The 21,559-nt window shown below is 43.3% G+C and carries 21 protein-coding genes and 3 tRNA genes; 10 read left to right on the top strand and 14 right to left on the bottom strand.

The features are described 5' to 3' along the window. Positions 1–19 precede the first annotated feature (19 nt). Genes DS891_RS21750 through murB form a run of 3 tightly spaced genes read right to left on the bottom strand, consistent with a single transcriptional unit; the run spans position 20 to position 2,707 of the window. The gene (locus tag DS891_RS21750) at positions 20–712 is read right to left on the bottom strand and encodes a type III pantothenate kinase (RefSeq protein ID WP_010607927.1); all 693 of its coding nucleotides are present in this window, start codon (positions 710–712) and stop codon (positions 20–22) included. Beyond that, complete coding sequence (gene birA, locus DS891_RS21755) at positions 709–1,701, bottom strand: bifunctional biotin--[acetyl-CoA-carboxylase] ligase/biotin operon repressor BirA (protein WP_174170915.1); 993 nt, start codon at positions 1,699–1,701, stop codon at positions 709–711. Before birA ends, DS891_RS21750 begins: the two co-directional genes overlap by 4 nt. Beyond that, entirely contained in the window at positions 1,688–2,707 is a 1,020-nt protein-coding gene (gene murB, locus DS891_RS21760) for a UDP-N-acetylmuramate dehydrogenase (protein WP_174170916.1), read from the bottom strand. Before murB ends, birA begins: the two co-directional genes overlap by 14 nt. 183 nt (positions 2,708–2,890) lie before the next feature. Between murB and DS891_RS21765 the strand changes: the two genes are divergently transcribed. Then, entirely contained in the window at positions 2,891–4,735 is a 1,845-nt protein-coding gene (locus DS891_RS21765) for a M1 family metallopeptidase (RefSeq protein WP_174170937.1), read from the top strand. A gap of 71 nt (positions 4,736–4,806) precedes the next feature. Here DS891_RS21765 and hemE read toward each other — a convergent pair whose 3' ends face one another. After that, on the bottom strand, positions 4,807–5,871 hold the full coding sequence (hemE, locus tag DS891_RS21770; RefSeq protein WP_010374544.1) for a uroporphyrinogen decarboxylase: 1,065 nt from the start codon (positions 5,869–5,871) through the stop codon (positions 4,807–4,809). A gap of 466 nt (positions 5,872–6,337) precedes the next feature. On the opposite strand from hemE, the gene DS891_RS21775 reads away from it, so the two are divergent. Continuing rightward, positions 6,338–6,808 (top strand): Rsd/AlgQ family anti-sigma factor, encoded by a 471-nt coding sequence (locus tag DS891_RS21775; RefSeq protein WP_010607921.1) that lies wholly within the window; start codon positions 6,338–6,340, stop codon positions 6,806–6,808. Between the two features lie 76 nt (positions 6,809–6,884). Here DS891_RS21775 and fkpA read toward each other — a convergent pair whose 3' ends face one another. Then, positions 6,885–7,637, bottom strand: a complete 753-nt coding sequence (gene fkpA, locus DS891_RS21780) for an FKBP-type peptidyl-prolyl cis-trans isomerase (protein ID WP_026001096.1) — start codon at positions 7,635–7,637, stop codon at positions 6,885–6,887. A gap of 268 nt (positions 7,638–7,905) precedes the next feature. Here fkpA and DS891_RS21785 point away from each other — a divergent pair, with 268 nt between their 5' ends. Both DS891_RS21785 and DS891_RS21790 read left to right on the top strand, forming a co-directional pair. Beyond that, complete coding sequence (locus tag DS891_RS21785) at positions 7,906–8,919, top strand: WD40 repeat domain-containing protein (RefSeq protein WP_010607919.1); 1,014 nt, start codon at positions 7,906–7,908, stop codon at positions 8,917–8,919. Beyond that, positions 8,916–9,128 (top strand): SlyX family protein, encoded by a 213-nt coding sequence (locus DS891_RS21790; RefSeq protein ID WP_010374533.1) that lies wholly within the window; start codon positions 8,916–8,918, stop codon positions 9,126–9,128. The genes DS891_RS21785 and DS891_RS21790 overlap by 4 nt, the downstream gene beginning before the upstream one ends. Before the next feature lie 28 nt (positions 9,129–9,156). Here the strand turns inward: DS891_RS21790 and DS891_RS21795 are convergent, their stop codons facing one another. Beyond that, the gene (locus DS891_RS21795; protein WP_010374531.1) at positions 9,157–9,357 is read right to left on the bottom strand and encodes a YheV family putative zinc ribbon protein; all 201 of its coding nucleotides are present in this window, start codon (positions 9,355–9,357) and stop codon (positions 9,157–9,159) included. Between the two features lie 130 nt (positions 9,358–9,487). Between DS891_RS21795 and DS891_RS21800 the strand changes: the two genes are divergently transcribed. The 5 genes from DS891_RS21800 (at position 9,488) to DS891_RS21820 (ending at position 13,693) form a co-directional block, all read left to right on the top strand. Further along, a complete protein-coding gene (locus DS891_RS21800; protein WP_174170917.1) occupies positions 9,488–11,416 on the top strand; it encodes an ATP-binding cassette domain-containing protein in 1,929 nt (642 codons plus the stop codon). Continuing rightward, positions 11,410–11,859 carry a TIGR02444 family protein gene (locus DS891_RS21805; protein WP_174170918.1) on the top strand — a complete coding sequence of 150 codons (450 nt, stop codon included), beginning with the start codon at positions 11,410–11,412 and terminating at the stop codon, positions 11,857–11,859. The genes DS891_RS21800 and DS891_RS21805 overlap by 7 nt, the downstream gene beginning before the upstream one ends. 173 nt (positions 11,860–12,032) lie before the next feature. Next, entirely contained in the window at positions 12,033–12,179 is a 147-nt protein-coding gene (locus DS891_RS21810) for a hypothetical protein (protein ID WP_010374526.1), read from the top strand. Positions 12,180–12,426: 247 nt separating this feature from the next. Beyond that, positions 12,427–13,434 carry a hydrolase gene (locus DS891_RS21815; RefSeq protein WP_039494704.1) on the top strand — a complete coding sequence of 336 codons (1,008 nt, stop codon included), beginning with the start codon at positions 12,427–12,429 and terminating at the stop codon, positions 13,432–13,434. 1 nt (position 13,435) lies between these two features. Next, positions 13,436–13,693 (top strand): YheU family protein, encoded by a 258-nt coding sequence (locus tag DS891_RS21820; RefSeq protein WP_138582932.1) that lies wholly within the window; start codon positions 13,436–13,438, stop codon positions 13,691–13,693. 3 nt (positions 13,694–13,696) lie between these two features. Here DS891_RS21820 and DS891_RS21825 read toward each other — a convergent pair whose 3' ends face one another. The 4 genes from DS891_RS21825 to DS891_RS21840 form a co-directional block, all read right to left on the bottom strand. Continuing rightward, a complete protein-coding gene (locus DS891_RS21825; RefSeq protein WP_138582933.1) occupies positions 13,697–14,425 on the bottom strand; it encodes a LytTR family DNA-binding domain-containing protein in 729 nt (242 codons plus the stop codon). Continuing rightward, positions 14,403–15,479, bottom strand: a complete 1,077-nt coding sequence (locus DS891_RS21830) for a sensor histidine kinase (protein ID WP_174170919.1) — start codon at positions 15,477–15,479, stop codon at positions 14,403–14,405. Before DS891_RS21830 ends, DS891_RS21825 begins: the two co-directional genes overlap by 23 nt. Positions 15,480–15,652: 173 nt before the next feature. Beyond that, positions 15,653–16,087, bottom strand: a complete 435-nt coding sequence (tnpA, locus tag DS891_RS21835) for an IS200/IS605 family transposase (protein WP_036970631.1) — start codon at positions 16,085–16,087, stop codon at positions 15,653–15,655. Between the two features lie 117 nt (positions 16,088–16,204). Next, positions 16,205–16,846 (bottom strand): hypothetical protein, encoded by a 642-nt coding sequence (locus tag DS891_RS21840; RefSeq protein ID WP_174170920.1) that lies wholly within the window; start codon positions 16,844–16,846, stop codon positions 16,205–16,207. A gap of 177 nt (positions 16,847–17,023) precedes the next feature. Here DS891_RS21840 and DS891_RS21845 point away from each other — a divergent pair, with 177 nt between their 5' ends. Continuing rightward, positions 17,024–18,208 (top strand): dipeptidase, encoded by a 1,185-nt coding sequence (locus DS891_RS21845; RefSeq protein WP_174170921.1) that lies wholly within the window; start codon positions 17,024–17,026, stop codon positions 18,206–18,208. Positions 18,209–18,276: 68 nt separating this feature from the next. Here DS891_RS21845 and DS891_RS21850 read toward each other — a convergent pair whose 3' ends face one another. From DS891_RS21850 to DS891_RS21865, 4 genes are all read right to left on the bottom strand, one after another. Then, positions 18,277–19,866 (bottom strand): methyl-accepting chemotaxis protein, encoded by a 1,590-nt coding sequence (locus tag DS891_RS21850; RefSeq protein WP_102055883.1) that lies wholly within the window; start codon positions 19,864–19,866, stop codon positions 18,277–18,279. Positions 19,867–20,831: 965 nt separating this feature from the next. Further along, positions 20,832–20,908: transfer RNA gene (locus DS891_RS21855), tRNA-Met, on the bottom strand. Positions 20,909–21,073: 165 nt separating this feature from the next. Beyond that, positions 21,074–21,150: transfer RNA gene (locus tag DS891_RS21860), tRNA-Met, on the bottom strand. Between the two features lie 165 nt (positions 21,151–21,315). Then, positions 21,316–21,392, bottom strand: a tRNA-Met gene (locus DS891_RS21865). Positions 21,393–21,559: the final 167 nt, after the last annotated feature.

Below are 21,559 nucleotides of genomic sequence, written 5' to 3' on the forward strand. Positions count from 1 at the left end.
TCCCATGACATTTTTACAGTTATTGTGGGTTTTTCCACCAAACTGACAGCCCTTTGAATACCAAAAGGTCATCAAAAACCGCTGACGCCACATGATTTTTTATTAACTCGCCATATCCACCTGCACACAATACCAACGCAGACTCATTATTAAGTTGCTGTTTTGCACTATGTACGAGCCCAAGTGTTGCGGCTAACGCACCATTTTTCACCGCCTCTGGTGTATTTTTAGCAAATTCTGCGGCAAAAGGCGTGTTCTCATCACAAAATACCCGCTCTGCACGCGCGGTAATACTGGAAATCATGAGATCGATACCTGGTAAAATCCACCCTCCCATGTGTATCCCATGTGCAGTCACTACATCAACCGTGGTCGCAGTGCCAGAATCAATTACGATAATATCTTGTGTTGGATATAGAGCATGCGCGGCGAGTACCGCAAGCCACCTATCAATTCCCAAATTTTTAAAACTAGGATAGGCGCAAGTTACCCCAGCTCGCCTTGCCGATACTTGTGCTTGCTCTAGCACAAGACCAAACTCAGAGGCACGACTTTCCACCCACTGTAATCCCGCCACCTTACCAACCTGAGAGCAGACAATTGCGGTTAGCTTTTGCCATTCAATATCACTTTCTTTTACTGGACTAATACGGCCTTCATGCTCAAGCGCATATTTAACTGCAGTATTACCTACGTCGATTAGCAGTTTCACGATATCACCTTTCTTAACGAAATTTCACCGCCATAAAAAGCTTTAAGCTCACCATCTTGCCTAAGCAATAAGCCTCCTTGCATATCGATGCCTTCACAGATCCCACGCCATTCTCTTTGTCCTGTACTCAAGGTCACTGCGTCACCTTTAAAGGCATTTAGACTATTCCATTCGGTCACCATTTCGCTCAGTCCAGACTCTTTATACTGGGCAAGACGCTCAGACAAAGAGTGAGTGAGCTGCACCACTAACTGATTTTTATCAATTTGGCCTAAGTGCGTTTGCAGATCTGTCCAAGCTTGATCGATGTGTTTAGAGGCAGATTCTGGCATGCATATATTTAGCCCAATCCCAATCACGAGATGGCAAGGCCCTTCCACCTGCCCCTCTAGTTCAACCAAGATCCCCGCCAGTTTTTGCTGGTTGAGATATATATCGTTTGGCCATTTTAGTTCAACGGAAATACCATAAAGGACCTTTAACGCATCATATACTGCAAGTCCTACAGCAATGGATAAGCCCATCGCCGCTTGCATGCCAGCGTCAAACTGCCAGTAATAACTGTAATAAAGGTTAGCACCAAAGGGCGATTGCCATACCCGACCTCTGCGCCCTCTGCCAGCTTGCTGCATTTCAGCCACCAAGACATGGCCTGAGCCTATATTCTGCTTGTCCTGCAAACGACGCATTAGCTCGCTATTCGTTGAGTCTATAATTGCGTGATATTCGATTGGACACTCACTTTGAAACTGCTGTTGCCATAGAGTATTCAACTTACTTTGATGAATAAGCGGTAAGCTATAATTGAGTTTATAACCGCGGCCATTGACTCGAAAAATATCCACGCCCATCTCTTGCAACGCCGCTATATGCTTCGCAATAGCCGCGCGACTAATACCTAATTGCTCGCCAAGTTCTTGCCCTGAGATAAATTCTCCTTTATTCAAGGCCGCTAAAATCGTTTGCTTTTTATGATCAGGCGTTTTCATGGCATTCCACACTTTGTAACTGACATTCACCATGCTTTGTTATAAGGCGCACTTCATGCTCGAGTAACACAGCAAATTTTTGCCAAACGGTTTGCTGAATATGGCTCACTAACTGTGTTAAATCTTCACCGGTGCTGCCACCAGTATGAACAAGTACCAGTGCTTGTTTCTCATACACACGAATGGCTCCACGGTGGCAGCCTTTTAGACCCGCTTTGTCAATTAACCAGCCAGCCGCAAGTTTTACATGGTCATTGTCCACATCAAACGCTGGCATCTCTGGAAATTTACTTTGCAACTGAGCTGCAAACGCCCTATCAACTACTGGGTTTTTAAAAAAGCTCCCGGCATTTGCAAGCGTCGCAGGATCGGGCAATTTACTGTTTCGAGTAACTATCACCGCTTCACAAATCTCTTGCGCGGTTGCTGTATCACTCAAGCTTTGTAGAGGGCCATAACTTAACGTTGGCTGCCAACGTTTAGGCAAAGTCAATGTCACTTCAGTAATAACAAACTTATCTTTTAGGCGGTGTTTAAAGACTGAATCTCGATAGCCAAATTCACACTCTGCATTTGTTAATGTCGTGAAGCGCCGCTCGGCGATATCAAACCCTCTAACGGCGGTGATAAATTGTGATACTTCAACACCGTAGGCGCCGATATTTTGTACCGGTGCCGCACCAACGGTACCAGGGATCAATGCGAGGTTCTCTAACCCATCAATTCCGTTATCAAGCAGCTTTGTAACGAGCTGGTGCCAGTTTTCTCCAGCTGCGACTGTAACGACATAATCATCATTTTGTTGCTCGATATCGACACCTAAGGTCGCAAGCTTAATAACGGTTCCAGCATAGTCTTCCAGAAAAACGGTATTACTCCCTTCCCCAATTAAAAAGAAAGGACGATTGAAATCGAGCTCAACCAGCGCATGTGGATCTGTGATAACAATAAGGGACTCGCAACCCGACGGCAGCGAAAAAGTGTGATAAGACTGCAAACTAGTCACTGCAGCACCTTGCCAATATTAACTAAACTGGCGCTAGTGTAGCGCATTGCCCTGACTTACGCATTAACGTCATCTTACCCATCATTTTATGTAACCCATCGGCTAATACTGTTTAAATGGTTAGAAATTAGTTATGTTAGCCGTTCTAATTGGGAATATTCTTTTTATAAGAGCAGCATTATGATGAAACTTTCGGCACTTACGCTCAGCCTTGCCATGGCTGGCCTTGTCCACACTGCTGATGTAAACGCAGCCGTTGACCAACACACTTACGCCAATCTTAACGATGTTATTACCACACACTTGCATTTAGACCTAGACGTTGACTTTGAAGATAAGCAGCTAGAAGGTTTTGTTGAACACACGCTAGATTGGCAGAACCGCCAAGCAAGAACACTGGTACTAGATACGCGTGACCTCGAAATCGACAAAGTGATGTATCAAGGTAGAGATGATAAATGGCATACCGCCAAGTTTGATCTTGCCAAGCGCGATGATGTGAAAGGTGCTAAGTTAACTATTCACTTTAAAGAGCAAGCAAAAAAAGCACGGATTTATTACAACAGCTTGCCAGTAGCATCAGGTCTACAGTGGTTAACACCGCAGCAAACCGCAAGTAAATCTCACCCATTTATGTATAGCCAGTCTCAAGCTATTCATGCTCGTAGTTGGATCCCTGTGCAGGATACGCCAGCAATGCGTGTGACTTACTCTGCTCGCGTACATACGCCTAAAGATGTGCGTGCGGTAATGAGTGCGGACAATACCGGCGCATTGATCAAAGATGGCGATTATTGGTTTGATATGCCGCAAGCTATCCCACCGTACCTAATTGCAATTGGTGCTGGTAACTTAGAATATAAAGCCATGTCTAAGCAAACAGGTATCTTTGCAGAGCCAACCATTTTAGATGCATCAGTTGCTGAGTTTAACGACACGCAAGCGATGATCGATAAAACGAACGCTATGTACGGCGAATACGCATGGGGTCGTTATGACTTATTAATGCTACCGCCAAGCTTCCCATTTGGTGGCATGGAAAACCCACGTTTATCATTCATCACACCAACGGTTGTTGCTGGCGATAAAAGCTTAGTAAACCTAATTGCTCATGAGCTTGCTCACTCTTGGTCTGGTAACTTAGTAACCAATGCGACGTGGGAAGATTTATGGCTAAATGAAGGTTTCACGTCTTACGTTGAAAACCGCATTATGGAAGAAGTGTTTGGGCGTGACCGTGCGGTGATGGAACAAGCACTTGACGCTGCAGGCCTACGCGCACAACTTAAAACTATTGCCGCCCCTGATACACGCATGAATTTAGAGCTTAATGGCCGCGATCCTGACGATGCGTTTAGCTCTGTACCTTACACTAAAGGTCAATTATTCCTTATTTATCTAGAAGAAAAGTTTGGTCGTGACAAGTTCGACAAGTTTGTTAAAACCTACTTTAACACTTTCTCTTTTAAATCTCTGACTACTGATGAATTCGTTGCGTACTTAGACAAAAACTTGCTACAGCAATATCCTGGTATCGTAAGCTTAGAAAAAGCCAAAGAGTGGATTTATGAGCCAGGCTTGCCAAGCGACGCACCGAACCCAACTTCTGATGCTTTTGAAAAAGTGGATGCGTTAACTCAAGCTTGGCTAAAAGACGAGAAAACACTTGCAGATTTACCGACCGACGCTTGGACAGTACATGAATGGCTGCACTTTATTAATAACTTACCAAGAGATCTCGCCATTGAGCGTATGGAAGCATTGGACAAGGCATTTAAGCTGACGCAATCGACCAACGCTGAACGCGCATTTGCTTGGTATATGCTAGCAGTAGGTAACGGCTACCAAGCTATTTACCCAGACCTTGAAAAGCATCTAGTAAGTATTGGTCGTCGCAAGCTTATTGTGAATTTATACAAGTCTCTCATTAAGCATGGCAAACGTGACTGGGCTTACCGTGTTTACCAACAAGCACGTCCGGGATACCACCCGCTTGCTCAAGGCACCATCGACGCTTTGTTTGAATAATACATTTCAAAAACAAAAAGAGCGCTTCTGTGAGCGCTCTTCTCCATTTTAAGTTTAAGTTCAAACTTAAATTACTTGTGATATTGACGGCTAAATTCGTGAACCGCGTTGATGAAAACACCTGCATTTTCAGGGTCAACATCAGGCGTAATACCATGGCCTAAGTTAAACACATGACCATTACCTTCGCCAAAGCCAGCTAATATATGCTGAACTTCTTCACGAATACGCTCATGGGTACCGTGTAGCATTGAAGGATCCATATTACCTTGTAGTGCAACTTTATCGCCTACACGACGTTTTGCATCGGCAATATCAATCGTCCAGTCAAGGCCAACTGCATCACATCCAGTGGCTGCAATCGCTTCAATCCATTGACCGCCGTTCTTCGTGAATAATGTCACAGGTACTTTACGACCGTCATTTTCACGAATAAGACCGTCTACAATTTTATGCATATATTGTAGTGAAAACTCTTTGTAGTCACGCGGGCTTAATACTCCACCCCAAGAGTCGAAGATCATTAGCGACTGAGCACCCGCTTTTACTTGCGCATTTAGGTAGTCGATAACCGAATCAGCCACTTTATCTAGCAGTAGGTGTAGTGTCTGCGGCTCCGCAAACGCCATCTTTTTAATCTTACCGAATGTTTTGCTGCTACCGCCTTCAATCATGTAAGTCGCTAGTGTCCATGGTGAGCCTGAGAAACCAATAAGTGGTACTTCACCTTTAAGCTCACGACGAATTGTGCTCACCGCATTCATTACATAACCAAGCTCATCGGTTGGATCCAATTTAGGTAGCTTTTTAACATCGTCTAACGATTGGATAGGACGCTCAAACTTTGGACCTTCACCGGTTTCAAAGTAAAGTCCAAGTCCCATTGCATCTGGAATAGTCAAAATATCGCTAAACAGAATCGCCGCATCTAGTGGATAACGACGAAGCGGCTGTAATGTCACTTCACATGCCAGCTCTGCATTTTTACAAAGGCTCATAAAGTCACCAGCTTGTGCTCTGGTGGCACGATACTCTGGTAGATAACGACCAGCTTGGCGCATCATCCATACTGGTGTGACGTCAACTGGTTGTTTTAATAGCGCTCGTAAATAACGATCGTTTTTTAATTCGCTCATAGCGTCTCTATTCCAATACTTAAATTCAATTGTGCGGATTGTATCACTAAGTGCACATGGGCACTATCTAAACTATCCTTGCCAGCGCCTCGTCATGATCTAGATTAAACCTCACTTTATTAGGAACAAATTCATAAGCTTGTGTAAAAGTTACCGAAACAAGCAATTAAACTGTTTGCAACACGATTAAAAGGTTGGTATAAAATTACCGCGTTAGAAAAATAACAACAAAACACCTTCAATTAAAAAAATAACAACATTACGCAACAAGCTAAACTGCTATTTTGAACCACCTTGAGTTTCTCTCGGTGGTTTTTTTATTTTTATCCTCCTGAATTTGTTAACATTCCCGATAATCAAACCAATAATCTTTTGATCTTTTTACGCTTTTACAGAAAAAATTGGTTGACCTTTTGCCCCGTTTCCCTTTCCATAGAGGTAGGTAACCCGCTTAAGGAGAATCACTATGCTTTCGCAGTTAGAACAAGCCCAACAGAAATGGGGAGGTAGCCATAGTGTTATTGATGCATGGTTAGCAGAGCGTCAGGAACTATTGGTTTTATATTATAAAGTTGCAGGATGCTCACCAACTCGAAATGGTAAAGCACTTCCTGAGCAAGTTGACATTCAGTCATTCTGCCAGATTTTGATGGACTATCTTTCAGCTGGTCATTTTGAAATTTATGACAACATTGTTGAGGCCTGCCAAGAAAAAGGCCCTGAAAGCGCAAAATTAGCTCAGTCACTGTACCCTCGGATCACAGATACGACTGATACCGCACTTGATTTCAACGACAAATACGCTGAAGTAAATCAAGAAACGCAAGAATTAGCAGACTTCGATAACGACTTGTCTGTATTAGGTGAAACGCTTGAGTTACGCTTCCAATTGGAAGACGAACTGATCGATAACCTTTATTCTAATCACACTGAATAGTCTAAATTTGCGGGCACCAAAATATAAAAAAAGGTGAGATAGCTATCTCACCTTTTTCTTTACGGACACTGCCAAATTATTCAGCAGCTTCTTCAGCTTCGTCTTCGATACCTAGCAGTTCAACTTCAAATACCAGTGTTGAGTTAGCTGGAATTTTACCAAGGTTACGAGTGCCGTATGCAAGCTCCGCAGGAATAGTAAACTTATACTTAGCGCCAGTGTTCATTAACTGTAGACCTTCAGTCCAACCTGCAATTACTTGATTTAGGTTGAAAGTAGCAGGTTCATTACGTGCGTAGGAACTATCGAACTCAGAACCATCTAGCAACGTACCTTTATAATGTACTGTCACCTTGTCTGTTGCGACTGGCTTTTTACCGTCGCCTTCGCTTAGCACTTCATATTGAAGACCTGACTCAGTCACCTGAACGCCTTCTTTCTTCGCGTTTTCAGCTAGGTACTTATCACCTTCCTCTTTATTCTTCTTCGCGTCAGCTTCAACCTTAGCAGCTTGCTTTTCACGAACAGAAGAATCTAGTGAAGTGAGTACTTCACGAATTTTTGCTTCATCCAGCTTAGCTTCACCAGCCAGTGCATCTTTAAAACCACGCATTAATAACTCTTGATCAAGTTCAATGCCTAGCTCTTTTTTATCCGCTAAGTCTTTTTGCAAAAAGTTACCAACTGAAGCACCGATACCGTATGCTTGCTGTTGCACTTCTGTATCTAGCTTAACTTCAGCAGGCTTCTGCTCTTCTGCTTTTTTATTACACGCTACTAGTGCTAACACTGAAGCAGCAACGAGTGACAGTTTAATCGTCTGTTTCATTCTCAACTCTCCGACAGTCCCTACTATCAAAACACCAATGCTCGCGCAAGAGAGCTTGATATGCGGTGCCATTGTTAATTTTATATTAATAAGAAAAGGTGCTAGCCACATTAACATTCTCTAATCAGAATGCCAATATGCATTTGCTTGCCATTATCGCGTAACGACATTACGCTTTTAATACGCTAATATCAAAATAATATCTTGTTTTTAGTGCCTTTAGTCTACCTGTGATAGACTTCGGAGTTAAGGAGGATTTACCTAACTTATGGTCAAACTCGTCAACATTAAGTGGACAAGCCTCCTCTTTGCATGCGCGATGCTAAGTTGCTTCACCTTAACCGGCTGTGGCCCTGACACTTCAAAAGCCGTTATGACCGTGGAACATGCCAGCAGAGGCGCATTTTCTGCAGCAATCTCTACGGACGGTCACTACAGCCTTGTTTCTTCCATAGAGCATGGGGCCGTACTTTGGGATAATCAAGAGCAAGGCCTCAAATTTCAATGGCGTCACTCCGATGTCCCCGATGATCTCATTCACTCACTGGCTTTAGCTAATGACAACTCCACGGCCGTCACTGCCACTGATAAGACTTTCGCCATCTGGAGCATCGAAAGCGGTCAAAACCTAGGATATTTTGAGATCGAGTCTGGCACTATTCGAGATATCGCAATTAGCAATGCGGGCCGATATTTACTCTATGCCCGCAGTGATAACGTTGTCGTTCACCTCGACTTAGAGAGTGGAAGGCGGATAGAGTTCCTTGGACATCAAGAAAATATCAATTCTATTGCCATGTCTCCCAATGGTCACTTTGCCTTAACCGGAGGCAACGACTATACCGCCTACTTTTGGGATACTAGAACGGGGCAAGTGATCCACCGCTTTAACCACCCAAGTCGTGTGACCAAAGTTGCATTAGATGACCAAGGAAGATTTGCTTTTACCGCAGATAGCATGAAAAAAGCGAGCATTTGGCAATTAACTTCTGGTGATCTCAAAGCGCAATTACAGTATATTGCTCGCCAGAAAATTTTCAGTGCAGTGCGCTTTAATCAAGACGCAACGCTCTTGGCTACCGGCTCACCTAACCGCGAGCTTATTTTATGGCAAGTGAGTGATGGCGAACGATTGCAAACTTGGCGTGTACAACCTCGAGAAGGCAGCCGCCCTAAGTCTGCGGTTGTATTTGACGTTGCTTTTCAAGACCAAGACACTGCATTGCTAACCGAAAGTTCCAGCGGACTACTGGAAAAATTTGCGCAGGTGAAAAAGCCATGAATGAAATCGAAAACAGAATTACTGAGCTTGAGGCTAAGCTTGCCTTTCAAGAAGATACAATCGAAACCTTAAATGAAGAGCTAAAGGCACATCAGCAGCGCTTGGCTAAAATGCAACGACAAATTGAGCTATTGGCAGAGAAAATGAAGGAAGGCCGCGATCCGGGTTTAATGCCTCAACATCAAGAGCCACCACCACCGCACTACTAACAAATAAATTGAAAACCGGGGTGAACACTCACTCCGGTTTGAACACCCCAATGACTTGCTCAAACTGGCGTGTGGAAGCCTGTACCGCGTCTTTCGGCTGTGACATTACGTGGCCACACTCAACACATTCAACTTTTTCAACATCATGCTCTTTGTAGAGCATCATTACGTCGATTTTTTGGCATTCTGGACAACTTGCCCCTGCAATAAAACGCTTCTTAACTTTCAACTCTACACCTCTAATGAACACCGAGTTTAAGGTTTGTCATTTTATCCTAATTTTATTTGTCATGATACGCTTGGAGTAAGGGATTGGATCCATGCTATGATGCGCGCAATTTAGACAGACTTTTAGAATTATGATCCAACTTTCTGATATCGAGCTACTTCGTGGCAGTAAAACACTGCTAAAACAAGCTAATGCAACGCTTTATCCGCAACATAAGGCGGGCCTTGTCGGTGCCAATGGCTGTGGTAAATCATCTCTCTTTGCGCTGCTAAAAGGTGAGCTGCAACTCGATTCTGGTGATTTTTCTATTCCAAAAGATTGGTCTATTGCATCGGTAAAACAAGAAACTCCTGCACTCTCCATTAGCGCCCTCGAGTATGTACTTCAGGGACACCCTGAATACTATGTTTTGAGAACGCAACTACAACAAGCGGAGCGGGACGGTGATGGTGAACTACAAGCACAAGCACACCAACAGCTAGAGAATATCAAAGGGTATAGTATTGAAGCCAAAGCGGGTGAACTACTCCATGGCCTTGGCTTTAGCAATGAACAGATTGAGTTTGCCGTTAGCGACTTTTCTGGTGGTTGGCGCATGCGCTTGAACCTTGCGCAAGCGCTGATCCGCGATGCCGATTTATTGCTTCTGGATGAGCCAACCAACCACTTGGACTTGGACGCTGTTTATTGGCTAGAACGCTTTTTGCGCGCCTATCAGGGTACATTAGTGCTTATTTCTCACGACCGCGAATTTTTAGATGCAGTTGTTGGCGAGATTTGGCATATCGACCAACAGCAGATCAACGTCTATAAAGGTCACTATTCTCAGTTTGAACGTCAAAAAGCAGAGCGCATGGCACAGCACCAAGCGCTTTACGAGAAGCAACAAGAAACGATTGCACATTTAGAGAAGTTTATTACCCGCTTTAAAGCGAAAGCGAGTAAAGCAAAACAAGCGCAAAGTCGAGTGAAGGCCCTTGAACGCATGGAAATGCTCGCGCCCGCTCATGCAGATTCACCATTTAATTTTGAATTTGCAGATCCAACGAGCTTGCCTAATCCATTGATGACACTAGAGCAAGCCAAAGCGGGCTATGGTGACGTTACCATTTTGCATGACATCAAGCTTAATCTGGTCCCAGGTAGCCGTATTGCGTTACTTGGCCGTAACGGTGCTGGTAAATCGACCCTAATCAAGTTACTTGCCGGCGATTTAACCCCACAAGCAGGTGAAGTATTTCAACACCAAGGATTAAATGTCGGCTATTTTGCTCAGCATCAGCTTGAGTCTCTCGATCTTGAGGCCAGTGCGGTTACCCATATTCAACGTCTAGACCCTAAAGTACCAGAGCAGCTTATTCGTGATTTCTTGGGCGGTTTCGCTTTTCATGGTGATAAGGCCCTCGAACCCGTTGCGCCGTTTTCTGGTGGCGAAAAAGCACGACTCGTACTTGCGATGCTGGTGTATCAAAAGCCGAACCTGCTGTTACTCGATGAGCCGACCAACCACCTAGATTTAGAAATGCGACACGCACTTGTGATGGCCTTGCAAGGTTTTGAGGGTGCAATGGTCACGGTTTCCCACGATCGCCACATGCTGAAAAATACCGCTGACGAGTACTATTTAGTTGATAATGGAACCGTTTCTCAGTTCGGCTATGACTTAGATGCCTATTACCAATGGCTTATGAATGCCAATAAAGAGCAAGCGAAACCAAGTGGCTCAGAGGCTGAACCAAAGCAAAACTCTAATGCCAATCGTAAAGAGCAAAAGCGTCTTGAAGCCGAATTCAGAAAAACCATTCAGCCGTTGAAAAAGTCGATTGAAAAGCTCGAGAAACAGCTCGACAAGCTCACTGAGCAAGCAGAGGAAATTGAGCAAGCTTTGGCTGACAACAGCCTATACACGGACGAGAACAAAGCAAAATTAAGTGACTTACTGGCAAAACAAGCCAAGATAACCCCAGAGCTTAATGACACAGAAGAAAACTTATTAATGGCATTGGAAGAGTTAGAAGAAAAGCAAAATCATTTCGATGAGACTGGAGAGATATGCTAAGTCGTGAAGACTTTTGGCAGTTTGCCTGTGAGTTCTACAGCCGCCCGCAAATGCAATCGCGGCTGCTGAATTTGCAAGATGCTGCAGGCAAAAATATCAACCTGTGCCTGTTACTTTGTTACCTAGACACTTTAGCACTGACGATTACCCCCGACACCCTAGCCGCACTGGTAAAGACTGCTAAGCAATTTGACCAAGCGGTGCTACAACCCCAACGCGCGATCCGCCATACCCTAAAAACACATCATCAAGACTATCAAGACTATCAAAAGTTACGAGCTGCAATGCTGACTGCAGAGCTTGAACTTGAAAAGCGTCAACAAGCGCTATTGCTGGAGACATTAAAACGCTTTTCGTTTGCGCCATTGCAATCAAGTAGCAATGTGCTGCTCTATTTGAGCCAGAGTGAGTACGACGCTTTATTCAATACGGCTGACTTCTAAGCCATTAAATAAATATAAGCCCTGATATTTACCCAACTTAGATATAAAACCTGATCGAGATCAAGCCTTTGCCTAGGTTTAATTTCACTCAGGATTGAAACTTGATCTTGATCATATCAAGCCCCTCAGACCTCCACTACTATTTACTCATCGACAAATTAGGAGGCACAGCCATGAACGTATTCTTTAGAGACTTTTTTTCCGACCCTGTGTTGTTTCTGTCTTTTGGCTTTTTAGGGATTGTAATTTTGCTGTGCTGTTATTACGTCTACTTTTTCATTAAAAAAGTCATGGACGCTGAAGTACCTAACGAACAATAGAACAGATTTAAATGTATTACCTTGGGGCGATTGAAGAATAAGTAGTAGAAGATCGGCTCGACGTAGTTCCCCAACTTGCAGAATTAAGCACGACGCACAAAGCACCTTATCAGTTTACTGGTCGGGTGCTTTTTATTTGCTTAACCCTCAACTGATAATACGTTAAACTGGCTAAAACGTGTTTTGCAACTGGATAGCTTCCTTTCTTTGCTTTGCGAGCAACCGTCAAAAAGACGCAGTTTCTATTATGAATCAAGCCATGAAAACAATAACAGCCGATAATTACGAATTTAAACCCGCTTGGTGGATGCGCAACCGCCATGCCCAAACCATACTTCCGCGATTCTTTAGGCCGAGATTACAGGTGCCCGTCGACTATGAAACACTAGACACACCAGACGATGACTTTTTAGAACTTGCATGGGCACAACACGGCGACAAATCTGCACCTTTGGTTGTGGTATTGCATGGGCTAGAAGGCAATATCAACAGCTTTTATGCAAAAGGCCTATTAAAAGCGTTGGTACACCATGGTTTTGATGCCGTGCTGATGCACTTTCGCAACTGCTCACGTGAAGTAAATCGCCAAGCCAGGGCTTATCATAGCGGCGAAACCTCAGATCTTGGCTTTTTTATAGATACGCTAAAAGCCCGTTTTCCTAAACGGCCATTATTTGCGGTTGGCTTCTCGCTCGGCGGTAATGTACTTGCCAAATACTTGGGAGAAACCAAATCGCAAAGCGGTCTTGAAGCTGGTGTTGTCGTCTCAGCGCCTTATCACCTTTCTTCCTCTTGTCAGGTGATCAGAAAGAGCTGTTTTAAGCTCTATCAAAAATACTTGCTAGACAGGATGAAGAAATCTTTTTCACGTAAGCTAGACACCATCCAGTCGCAAATTAGGATAGACAAGCCTGCCCTTTATGCCATTGATGACCTTTGGCAATTTGACGATAAGATAACGGCACCGCTGCATGGTTTTAACGGCGCGGAAGACTATTACGCACAAGCAAGTTCGCAGCCCTACTTAACCCAGATCACGACACCAACACTCCTGATCCACGCCGAAGATGACCCCATGCTATCATCACAAGCCGTGCCTACAGCCGCTCAGGTTAACTCACCGGTGACGCTCGCAGTGAGTCCCCACGGTGGTCACGTAGGGTTTATTTCGGGAAGTAACCCCCTTAAACCTAAGTTTTGGCTAGAAAGCGTTATTCCACAATATTTACAGCAAATTTATAGTAAGGCTAAGTAGTATGCTCATTCCCTATCAACAACTTCCACAAGAGACACTGGACAACCTTATTGAGCACTATGTGCTTCGTGAAGGAACAGACTATGGCGATACTGAAGTCAGCACCGAGAGCAAAGTAGCGCAAGTGAAAGCACAACTAAAATCCGGAGAAGCACTGATCGTTTTCTCGGAATTACATGAGTCGGTGAATATTGTTAGCAAACAACAATTTCAAGCAATGCAAGCACAAGAAGATTACGAGTATCAACGCATAGAGTAGGTGCTATAGCGCCAAACTCATCTGTTTTTTAAGCTTAACCGCTTGGCGACGAGAGATTTCAACTTCACCACCATAGGTAAGCTGTGCTTGTAAACCATAGTTAATCGTTTCTTCTAACTCTTCAATGGCGTCCAAGCGAATAATATCACTGCGACTTGCGCGGAAATACTGGTTAGAATTGAGCCTACTTTCAATTTTAGATAACGAACTGTGAAGATAAGCTTTACCCTGAGCGGTGTAAATAGCAGCGTGATTACCAATACTCTCAAAACGTGTAATATCACCAAGCTGAATAATCTTCATTTTATCTGCGATCTTTACCATCAGTTTAAACTCATCCTCAAGAGCAGCAGACTCGCTTTGGTCGGCCAAAGCCTGAAGCTTGTCGAGTGCGGTTTGCAGCCGAGTAGCCACCACTGGTTTCAATAAGTAATCAACTGCATTAAGAGAAAAAGCGTCGACAGCAAACTCGTTATACGCAGTACAAAACACAATAGGTATTTCACCTTGCAGTTGCTGCGCCAACTCAATGCCTGTGCCGCCAGGCATTTCAATATCTAAAAATAAGGCATCTATCGTATGTAGCTCTAATAATTGTGCCGCTTCCATAATGTTTTCAGCTTCAGCAACGACTTTCACTTGCGGGTGGGCTTTTAGCAAGCGATTCAATTCCACCCTTGCTAACGGCTCATCGTCAACCAGCATCACATTAATTGTTGTTTTTTGATTCATACGGGATCTCCAATGTGGCCTGGAAAAGCCCACCTCCATCATTTACTGTTAACTTTGTATTTTTGTTATACATCAAGGCTAAACGCGCTTGAATGTTCTTTAGCCCCTGCTGGGTGCCAGTTTGAACGCGAGTGGGATCATACGGGTTAGTCACTGAGATGTGAATATTTTGCGCTTTTCTAACCACCTGAATTGCAATTTCCCCTCCTTTTGGCAGATGTGCAATACCGTGTTTCACCGCATTTTCTAACAAAGTAAACAGCGACATACTGGGGATGTGAATATTGTAAAAGTTCTCTAGTTCCTGAGTTGTAACTGATAAGCGCTTACCTAGTCGCACTTGTTCTATACCAAGAAAATCCTCACATACTTTCCACTCTTCTTTTAAAGTGACCAGTGCTCGCATATCCTGCATTAAGTTATAGCGAAATAGCTCTGAGAGCTGAGTTACCACTTCTGCGGCCTTATCTTTATCTTGATAAATCAACGCTCGGATCGTATTCAAGGAATTGAAAAGGAAGTGAGGGTTTACCTGATTCATAAGATTGGCTAACTGTTGTTCTTGAAGTTGCTTTGCTAACACTCTCTTTTCCCGCCTTGTAACAATCCCCAAATAGCAACCTGACCAAAGCCAAAAGTAGCCGATATAAAATAGTAGTGTCGCCAAGTCACTGGTTTTTACTTTTTCCCCTCCGAGCGCCTCATCATTGTCATGAATTCTTAGACTAGACACTTCTTCCGTACTTTCTATTGTAACAACCTGCTTCACAAGTTTGACGCCGAGCGCAAAATGCAAAGGGGCACACATGAGTGATATCAGCATCAATGTAAGAAGGTTCGCTCTTGCTTTACCTCGGTATACTGCCCAGCGTTTCGCAAAATTACGAAGTACAAAGTGACTAATTAATATAAAACTAAGTGCACCTAATATCGTGCGAAGGAATAGTAGAAATAATCTTTCATCACCGAGATCAAACATTAATATTGCAGTAAACATGTTGGTTGAGATCATTGCTAAGAACACAAAAATCTGACACTTCCAATATGTACGCATCGGTGGCCTCCTCTTTTTATCTTTTATCTGGTTGGAGGCCATCATACTGAAAATTAATAAATAGTACCGCAAAACTTGTCTCAAAGAGGCCAACTTGTTAACCCTTTCTGCAGTAAAAGATCCACCTTCTAAAGAAGGTGGCTTTGCATTAGCCCCCTAGAAGGGGGCGTTGTTTACTGGAGTGTTAACTGCGCCTGCTCTTGCACCTCTTCCTTTTCTTGGTGCCTGACATACCGCCTTATTATTTCTTCATTTATCCCTACAGTATCTACGAAGTACCCTCTCTGCCAAAAATGGTTTCCCCATAACTTGTTTTTCCTTAAGTATGGATATTTGCTAAATAGCTTTAACGCTATTTTTCCCTTTAAAGCACCCATTAATTTCGAGACTGATAACTTCGGCGGTATCTTTACTACCAAATGAACATGGTCAACCTGCACATTTAACTCGACTACTTTGCACCCTAACTGCTCACAATAAACTTGTATGCACCTGTAAACATCTCTGCCTACTTTGTTCTTCAATATTCTGAACCTATACTTTGGTGTCCAGACTATATGATATTGACATCGCCAATACACATGCGATGCTTTCTCGTATCTACTCATGTTTTTTCCTTATATGACTTCGCTAAAAATCAAGTAAGGAATTAACATGAGTATTTTTTCAGGCAAAGCCTAAATGATGATAACCACCTACTGAAGTAGGTGGTTTAGGGCCGAAAATTAAAAACGATAAAGTAAGTTAACAAATACACTCTTCTCATCACCAATTTGCTTATAACCATAACTTGGCTTGATCCCGCCCTCTGCAAGTTTTTTCTCAAACGTAATAGAGTATCCAAAGTCACTTGTTAGATCGCTATTTCTGTATTCGATAGCTGGTACAATTGTAAAATCACCCAAATAATTAAGACGCATACCCAAGGCTGATGTATCATATTGTGTAGTTGAAGCGTGACCAGAAAGCTCTAGGCTGTCATATAGCACACCAACTTCAGCAAATATTTGCAACGAGTCAGAAAAGGTTAAATTCAAACCAAATTCCATTTCCTTCTGCTCAACCGTGTTCTGCTCTTTTGAGGCAATACGGTAATCTACCCGAAAATATGCAGTCGCAGTATCAACGACGCCTAACTTTGTTGGCGTAATATCAATTGCCTTACGGTAGTTAAGCCCTAGACCAAAGTCAGCCACTGCATTGTCTACATCTATATAAATTGCATCGATACCGAAGCCGCCCGCCATAACATTTGACGCTTCAGCATGGATATTTTCCTCAAGTGTACTGGCTTGTACAGTCGTTCCAGCCAACAATAGAGCAAGTGATAACATAGCTTGTGTTTTCTTTTGTAGTGACGCTCTCATTTTTCTTTCCTTTATTTTCATTACTTGTTTTGTCTGGAAAAAATAATAACGAGCTCCCCACCACTCGAGTTGTAGATAATGACGAGCGGTAAAAAAAAGTGATAAACGTAAAATATTGAGGATGAACGTATACTTGTTACAATCAGATTTCTATAACTATAAAGGAAAGGCAATTTTATGAAGCTCGGCACTGCTCTTTGCGCCCTAGCGCTGGCTGTTTCTAGCGCTTATGCAACTGAATACAAAGCCTCTGAGCGCGCAGTTAAACTCGCTCACGATAACATCCTAATTGATACACACATCGACGTTCCATATCGCATCCAAAGTAAATGGGATGATGTTAGCCAAGCAACCGAAGGCGGTGATTTTGATTACCCTCGCGCGGTAAAAGGCGGTCTTAATGCGCCATTTATGTCTATTTATATTCCTGCTAATTTAGAATTTGAAGGTAAAGGTAAAAGCTATCAACTCGCCAATCAACTGATTGACGGTATGGAAGCCTTAGCACATCGCGCCCCAGATAAATTTGCAATGGCTTACAATACCGACGACATTTATGCGCAATTTGACAGTGGTATTATGTCTATCGCGATGGGCATGGAAAATGGCTCGCCCATTGAAGGTGAGATGAAAAACCTTAAGCATTTTTATGACCGTGGCGTACGCTATATCACCTTAGCACACTCACAAAGCAACCATATTTCTGACTCTTCTTATGATGTACGCCGCAAATGGAAAGGCTTAAGCCCATTTGGTAAAGAGCTTGTGGTTGAAATGAACAAAATTGGTATGCTCATTGATGTATCACATATTTCCGATGACGCCTTTTATCAGGTTATGGACATTTCAAAAGTACCGGTCGTTGCTTCACATTCATCCCTGCGCAAATACACCCCAGGATTCGAGCGCAATATGGATGACAAAATGCTCAAAGCCTTGGCAAAAAATGGCGGCGTGATCCAAATTAACTTTGGCTCGAGCTTTGTGACGGCAAAAGCTGGAGCTTGGTATGACAAGCGTGACGAAGCACAAAAAGAAGCCAAAGACAAAGATCGCACCGATTTTAGAGCGGCGTTTAGAGCAAAAAATCCGTTTCCATTTGCCACACTTGATCAAGTGCTAGATCACATTGACCACGTCGTTAAGTTGATAGGGATAGATCACGTAGGGATTGGTTCAGATTACGATGGTGTGGGTGACTCACTACCGGTTGGCCTGAAAGACGTGTCAACGTATCCAAATCTTGTGCAAGGTCTCTTGGATAGAGGTTACAGCGACGCTGATATCAAAAAGATTTTAGGTGGCAATACCCTGCGCGTGTGGAAACAAGCTGAGGCTTACGCAAAGAAGTTCGCTAAATAACCTCAGGTTAAATAACTGTTCAAACCACTGATTTATAAGGTGTGCCGCACGGCATACCTTACAAGACCTTAGACTTTAAACTGAGATAATTCATTCACCAATTTACTGGTGACTCGCAGCACATCATCCGAAATTTGGTGCGTTTCTCCAGACAACCGCTCGCCGTCCAATGTTTTGTCATTTAAATCAGTTAAATTACTGCTAACCTCAGTAGACACTGCATTTTGCTGCTGAGTCGCATGAGCGGTTTGCTCTGAAAGCTCAGTCACTTTCACCGCACTTTGTGCAATTAACTCCAATAGCTCCGTTGCCTTCGTAAAACTTTCTACTGCAACATCAACATACTGCTTACCATCTTCAATGGTCTTTTGTGAGTCCTCTACGCTATGGGAGAATGCTTCCAACATCTTCTGAATATCATTAGTGCTGTCTTGTGTTCGAGTGGCCAGTGACCTAACCTCGTCAGCTACCACTGCAAATCCACGACCTTGTTCGCCTGCTCTTGCCGCTTCTATTGCCGCGTTGAGCGCTAATAAATTGGTTTGCTCAGCGATCCCGCGAATAACATCAAGCACTTGCGTAATGTTTTCAGAGTTTTTTTGTAAAGCTAACGAACTGGAGAGTGCCGCTTCCATATTATCAGCAAGATGAGTGATTTTTTGTTTTGAATCAGCCAACACCGTTTTACCTTGTGCTGCGTAGCGATGTGAAGCTTCAGCTTCTTTCAATGAGTTTTCTGCCACCGACGAGACTTCTTGACTTGAGTGACTAAGCTGATTCACCGCGCTAACAATGGTATGTGATGACTTACCAAGCGAGTCGATTAAGTCATGGCACTGTGTGGCATAATGACTGAGTTTTGACGACAAACTCGACAGCTCGCCACCATCTTTCACAAGTGCTGTAACCATCGCCTGTAAACTCTCGAGAAAATGATTAAAGTTTAGCGATAGCTTTGCAAACTCATCATTTCCTTTGATTTCAATGCGACCAGTTAAGTCTCCGTCTCCAGAGGCGATTTCAGAGATCCTATCTGACACAAAGTTTATCTGCTTTGCTAGCTGACGAGGGATTCGATAAGCAATCCAACAAGCAATACCAAGTAGGAGCAAGGCACCAACACCAAGACCCCACTTTATCTGAGTAACCTCAGCAACGACTAACGCGCGACTTGCAGCAGATTTTCCATCGGCTAATTCACCGGCTTTATCAAGCACATCACGAACTGCACCAAATAACTTAGCCGACTCAGTTTGAAGCGCTTTATCTGTCGGGGTTTTAATACTCGCCACCGTCACGCGATACCAACTTTGAAAGTCCGCGTCAAAAGTTGCAAAACTACCCAGCTCACTCTGGTGGAGTGACATAAACTGAAGATACTTTTGATAGCGCTGTTTCACCTGCTCGGCGTTTTCTTCAAAATCCGCCCGCTTATCTTCACCAGCTAATAATTTGAGGTAGGCTTCTTGAGCTTGATAAAAGTCTCTATCCGCATTGAGTACCACTGACACGGCTTTTAAATAGTTTTCAGTTTGGATCTCAAGTGCCGATTGCACTTTATTGAGCAACACCGAAAAACCAAAAAACACAAATAGCAACACGATCGTCAACATAGCCGTAGGCAACGAACTTTTGACTCGAATACTATGTAAATCCATCTTCATACACCTCAAACAAGAGATAGTAAAAGCCTAGACCATATAAAGATTTATAGACAAATAATCTTCACCCATTCAAAAGAAAACAAAATAATTACATTTCATTATTTGTTTTACAACAACACTTCTTTGTATTATTTTTAAACAGATCACGCTATCGGTTTCGTGATAACAAACTTAATAAATCTATAAAAAGGATATTGAAAATGAAAATAAAGCTCCAAAAAAAGCAGCTAAAAAAACTCACTCAAGATAACAAACTACCTCAGGAAGCAACTCCTCAAGTAGCCGGAGGTGATTATACGAGAGTTTACGGATGTCAGGACACGATGAAATGTGCATCTCGCCAAGACATCTCAGCTTGTTGCAATCACTCCGATCTTGCTAGCTGTCAAATCGGATTCACCTGCCTTTGCTAAATCTATTCACTTTTTAACAGCGGGTTTCCATAACCCGCGTATAGGTTGTTGCTCACAGTGTAAGTATTAAGATTAATTCCAATTTAAGAAATGCATCAAACAACAGCAACACTCAGGCTTTGAATAATAAAAAGTGGATGATTTATTTCTCTGTATATAGCGAAGAAAACTGACTGTCCATTGAGAGGGTTTTAGGTAACTGAACTAAAAAGGCTGATTGCGGGAACCATTAATTTATGAAGAGTGAACCGACGACTTTTGTACTAGTTCTTTAGAGTGTGCAGTCCAATTAAGAATTGGTTGCGGGAGTCGTTAATTTATGAAGAGTGAACCGACGACTTTTGTACTAGTTCTTTAGAGTGTGCAGTCCAATTAAAAATTGGTTGCGGGAGCCATTAATTTATGAAGAGTGAACCGACGAATTTCGGAGGAGTTCTTTAGATTTTACAGTCCAATTAAAAATTGGTTACGGGAGCCATTAATTTATGAAGAGTGAACCGACGACTTTTGTACTAGTTCTTTAGAGTGTGCAGTCCAATTAAAAATTGGTTGCGGGAGCCGGATTTGAACCGACGACCTTCGGGTTATGAGCCCGACGAGCTACCAGGCTGCTCCATCCCGCGCCTGTATGTTTTTGTGAATCTATTCTTCGTCGGGGACCGACGACCTTCGATTCTTTCCAGGTTTAGCGAGTCCGACGAATGATTTATCATTCTGCTTCATCCCGCGCCTGTATTTGTACTTAATTTTAAGTCTTGTACTTGAGACTCTATACATCCAACTGATGTTGGTTGCGGGAGCCGGATTTGAACCGACGACCTTCGGGTTATGAGCCCGACGAGCTACCAGGCTGCTCCATCCCGCGCCTGTATATATTTGTGAACCTACTTTTCGTCGGGTACCGACGACCTTCGATTCTTTCCAGGTTTAGCGAGTCCGACGAATGATTTATCATTCTGCTCCATCCCGCGCCTGTATTTGTACTTAATTTTAAGTCTTGTACTTGAGACTCTATACATCCAACTAATGTTGGTTGCGGGAGCCGGATTTGAACCGACGACCTTCGGGTTATGAGCCCGACGAGCTACCAGGCTGCTCCATCCCGCGCCTGTATATTTTTGTGAATCTATTCTTCGTCGGAGACCGACGACCTTCGATTCTTTTCAGGTTTAGCGAGCTCGACGAATGATTTATCATTCTGCTCCATCCCGCGCCTGTAAACTCTTAAAAAGGACTTCCCTTTCAAGAGGCCGCTATAATAATGGATTAAAATT

It is taken from the genome of Pseudoalteromonas sp. JC28, assembly GCF_013319255.1.
Lineage (GTDB): Bacteria > Pseudomonadota > Gammaproteobacteria > Enterobacterales > Alteromonadaceae > Pseudoalteromonas.

Bases quoted from the DNA above. Each gene is read 5' to 3' on its own strand.
- birA (WP_174170915.1), bottom strand. From the start codon at position 1,701: ATGAAAACGCCTGATCATAAAAAGCAAACGATTTTAGCGGCCTTGAAT.
- DS891_RS21765 (WP_174170937.1), top strand. From the start codon at position 2,891: ATGAAACTTTCGGCACTTACGCTCAGCCTTGCCATGGCTGGCCTTGTC.
- hemE (WP_010374544.1), bottom strand. From the start codon at position 5,871: ATGAGCGAATTAAAAAACGATCGTTATTTACGAGCGCTATTAAAACAA.
- DS891_RS21775 (WP_010607921.1), top strand. From the start codon at position 6,338: ATGCTTTCGCAGTTAGAACAAGCCCAACAGAAATGGGGAGGTAGCCAT.
- fkpA (WP_026001096.1), bottom strand. From the start codon at position 7,637: ATGAAACAGACGATTAAACTGTCACTCGTTGCTGCTTCAGTGTTAGCA.
- DS891_RS21785 (WP_010607919.1), top strand. From the start codon at position 7,906: ATGGTCAAACTCGTCAACATTAAGTGGACAAGCCTCCTCTTTGCATGC.
- DS891_RS21790 (WP_010374533.1), top strand. From the start codon at position 8,916: ATGAATGAAATCGAAAACAGAATTACTGAGCTTGAGGCTAAGCTTGCC.
- DS891_RS21800 (WP_174170917.1), top strand. From the start codon at position 9,488: ATGATCCAACTTTCTGATATCGAGCTACTTCGTGGCAGTAAAACACTG.
- DS891_RS21805 (WP_174170918.1), top strand. From the start codon at position 11,410: ATGCTAAGTCGTGAAGACTTTTGGCAGTTTGCCTGTGAGTTCTACAGC.
- DS891_RS21810 (WP_010374526.1), top strand. From the start codon at position 12,033: ATGAACGTATTCTTTAGAGACTTTTTTTCCGACCCTGTGTTGTTTCTG.
- DS891_RS21815 (WP_039494704.1), top strand. From the start codon at position 12,427: ATGAATCAAGCCATGAAAACAATAACAGCCGATAATTACGAATTTAAA.
- DS891_RS21820 (WP_138582932.1), top strand. From the start codon at position 13,436: ATGCTCATTCCCTATCAACAACTTCCACAAGAGACACTGGACAACCTT.
- DS891_RS21825 (WP_138582933.1), bottom strand. From the start codon at position 14,425: ATGAATCAAAAAACAACAATTAATGTGATGCTGGTTGACGATGAGCCG.
- DS891_RS21830 (WP_174170919.1), bottom strand. From the start codon at position 15,479: ATGCGTACATATTGGAAGTGTCAGATTTTTGTGTTCTTAGCAATGATC.
- tnpA (WP_036970631.1), bottom strand. From the start codon at position 16,087: ATGAGTAGATACGAGAAAGCATCGCATGTGTATTGGCGATGTCAATAT.
- DS891_RS21840 (WP_174170920.1), bottom strand. From the start codon at position 16,846: ATGAGAGCGTCACTACAAAAGAAAACACAAGCTATGTTATCACTTGCT.
- DS891_RS21845 (WP_174170921.1), top strand. From the start codon at position 17,024: ATGAAGCTCGGCACTGCTCTTTGCGCCCTAGCGCTGGCTGTTTCTAGC.
- DS891_RS21850 (WP_102055883.1), bottom strand. From the start codon at position 19,866: ATGGATTTACATAGTATTCGAGTCAAAAGTTCGTTGCCTACGGCTATG.